This is a genomic window from Bradyrhizobium sp. CCH5-F6 (assembly GCF_001556045.1).
In the GTDB taxonomy this organism is placed as follows: Bacteria; Pseudomonadota; Alphaproteobacteria; order Rhizobiales; family Xanthobacteraceae; genus Bradyrhizobium.
Window position 1 is genome coordinate 1 of record NZ_LSIC01000048.1, and the last position, 3,023, is coordinate 3,023.

Below are 3,023 nucleotides of genomic sequence, written 5' to 3' on the forward strand. Positions count from 1 at the left end.
GGGGGCAATAGTGCATCGCTCCCCGGGGAGAGCACGAAGGACACCGTTAAAACCAGCCGCGCAGGGAAGGCCGGGCGTTCGGCCAACCCGTGATCCACCCCGTGTGCACTTCTGTGACGCACGGATCTGCGGGTGCCGCCGGCGCCCGGCCTTCCCTGCGCCCTTTGGCCTCCATCGGGCGATGTGACGTCGCAAGACTCGGGCGAAACGCGCCGCGAGATCGCCCAGGCATGGTCCCTCGCACGGGCACAGGCCGCCGCGCCGCTTTTCGCCTGCATGCCGGGGTGTTAGACTGACGCCATTATTTTGGGGATTTTTGATGCGCGCGAGGATTTTCAATCGCGTTGCGGGGGTGGCGGCACTGGTCGCGGCATCGCTTGCCGCCATGCAGCCAGCCTCGGCCGAGAAGCGCATCGCGCTCGTGGTCGGCAACTCCGCCTACAAGAACATCACCCCGCTCGACAACCCGTCGAGGGACGCGAGCCTGATGGCGGAGACGCTCGGCGCTCTCGGCTTCACGCTGGTCGGCGGGCGCGCCCAGCTCGATCTCGACAAGGGCGCGATGGACCTCGCGGTGCAGAACTTCGGGCGGCAGGTCCAGGGTGCCGACGTCGCGCTGTTCTATTATGCCGGTCACGGCGTGCAGGTCGCGGGCTCCAACTACCTCGTGCCGGTCGGCGCCAACCCGACCCGCGAGGCCGATGTCGATTTCCAGATGACCGACGTCAACCTCGTGCTGCGCCAGATGCAGGGCTCGGGCACGCGCCTCAATCTCGTGATCCTCGACGCCTGCCGCAACAACCCCTTCGGCTCGCGCGGCCTGCGCGCATCGGACGGCGGCCTTGCCCAGATGCGCGCGCCGGAGGGCACCCTGATTTCCTATGCCACCCAGCCCGGCAACGTCGCACAGGACGGCAGCGACGGCCACAGCCCCTATACCAAGGCCCTGGCAACAACGATCCGGGTCGCAGGCCTCGACGTGTTCCAGACCTTCAACCAGGTCGGCCTCGCCGTGAAGCGCGCCACCGCAGGCGCGCAGCAGCCCTGGGTGTCCTCCTCGCCGATCGACGGCACCTTCTATTTCGTCCCGCCGACGCAAGCCGCCCCGCCGCAGGTCGCAGCGATGCGGCCCGATCCGCTGCCGGCGGAACGCCTGCGCGCTGATCCCGACCGCGTTCCCTTGCGCGATGCCGCGCTGCTGAGCGAACTCAGCGAGCGGCTCTACGAGCTCAATTTCGACCCTGACACGCCCGACGGCCTGACGCGCGCCATCACGAAGCTCCAACAGCGGATCTCCATGACGCCAACGGGCGAAGCGACCGAGGGTCTGCTGCTGCGGATGCGCAGGATGGAGGATCTGAAGCCCTGGGGCTCGATCGTCTACGGGCCTGATAGCAGCAAATGGGGGATATCGTGGAACCACGCCTCGCGGCGGGCGGCCGTGGCGGATGCGCGCGGCAATTGCGGCGGCGCCAAATGCCCGATCGAACTCTCGTTTTACGGCAGAAGCTGCGGTGCCTTCGCCATCTCCGACAAGTCGTGGTCGCTGGTCCAGCGCGACAGCGTGCAGCGCGCGAAAGACGCTGCGCTTGACGAATGCGGCAAGGCTGGCAAAGCTTGCCGCATTATCGGATCCGTCTGTGCCGACGGCTCCGGCCGCTGATGCCCTTTTTCATTGTTGGATTGCCTGCCCATGCCCAACGCCGCCGTGCGCACGATTGCCCTCGCCTGTCTCCTTGGTCTCGCCATCGCCTCGCCTCCTGCCTTCGCGCAATCGGGCAGCGCCGGCGGCTCGATCGGCAATGACGAGAAATCGCTATCCGGCTCGCGGTCGGACCGCTCGGCCGAGCCGGCCCCGACCGCACGCCGGAGCAAGCCTGCCGAAGAGCCGCGCTCGTCGTCGCGACGAAGTGGCGGAGGTGGTGGAGGCGGCGGGGGCTTTGACGGCGCCTGGATCGTCACCAGCGTCGGCTGCGGCGGCTCGACGAGCGGCGCAGTCGTCGTCACCTCCGGGAAGGTCATCGGTGAAGGCGTGAGCGGAACGGTCAGCCCGAGCGGCTCGGTCAGCACGCGCGGCCAGGGCCAGGGTGTCACCTTCACCGGGGCGGGCCGCCTCTCCGGCCGCAGCGGTTCCGGCACGTGGCGTCGCTCCGACGGCTGCGGCGGAACCTGGACCTCAGCCAAGCAATAAGGCGGCACATGCCCTGAATTCGCGGCGGAATGAACGTCGCGCAGGCCCGATTCAAGCCACATCCTCTCCGGATTTGCGGCTCATTGCCACCCAAGTCTTTGATGACAAAGGGGCGGTTAGAGTTGCGTCATGCGTAAACGGGAGACCAGGATGGGCAACCGCACCGCAAAATTCGTATCTGCGCTTGTAGGCAGCATCATTGCCGGCGCACCACTGGCTGCCGTGTCGCAGAACGCGCCGAGCGCATCGAGCACCGCCAACGCGGCCGCCGACTGCCTCACCTCGCCGAAGGGCGCAGCGCCGCAGGGGCAGCACTGGTACTACCGCCTCGAGCGTTCGACCAAGCGACAATGCTGGTATCTGCGCGCCGCCGGCGACAAGAATGGTACCAGGGCAGCGCAGACCGCGCAGACTACGAGCGATACGCCGACGGCGGATGCGCCGGCTCCGCAGCAGCACATGGCGCAGGACGCGCGCGCCGAATATCTTTCACCGCCGAGCAGCGGTGCAGCCGCCAAGACGCCCAGCGCTCTCGCACGAGCTCCGGCGGCAACGCCGACGCAACAATCTGCGGAGCAGGCGACTGACGGCAGCGCGCTGCAACCTGCCACGCCCTGGCCCGATGCCCCCACGGCGTCCGCTCCGCCCGCGACGCAGCCGGCACCTGCCGTGGTCGCAGCCGCGCAGCCGGGCGCAAAACCGTCCAAATCACCCTCCCCCGTGGCGCTCGCTGCCGCTGACAGCACGGTCGACAAGCCGACCGGCTCGCTCCAGACGCTGCTGCTCGTGATCGGCGGCGCGCTGGCGCTGGCCGGCATCCTCGCCAGCGTCA

At 68.4% G+C, this 3,023-nt stretch carries 2 protein-coding genes and 1 pseudogene; all 3 read left to right on the forward strand.

Annotation, left to right across the window (positions count from 1 at the left end; translation table 11 throughout):
* The first annotated feature begins 319 nt into the window (after nt 1-319).
* Nucleotides 320-1,663 carry a caspase family protein gene (locus AX729_RS08210; RefSeq protein WP_061021895.1) on the forward strand — a complete coding sequence of 448 codons (1,344 nt, stop codon included), beginning with the start codon at nt 320-322 and terminating at the stop codon, nt 1,661-1,663.
* A 30-nt stretch (nt 1,664-1,693) separates the two neighbouring features.
* Nucleotides 1,694-2,191, forward strand: a complete 498-nt coding sequence (locus tag AX729_RS08215; protein ID WP_061021897.1) for a hypothetical protein — start codon at nt 1,694-1,696, stop codon at nt 2,189-2,191.
* Nucleotides 2,192-2,341: 150 nt separating this feature from the next.
* Nucleotides 2,342-3,023 (forward strand): annotated as a pseudogene (locus AX729_RS08220) (hypothetical protein); the annotation flags it as partial.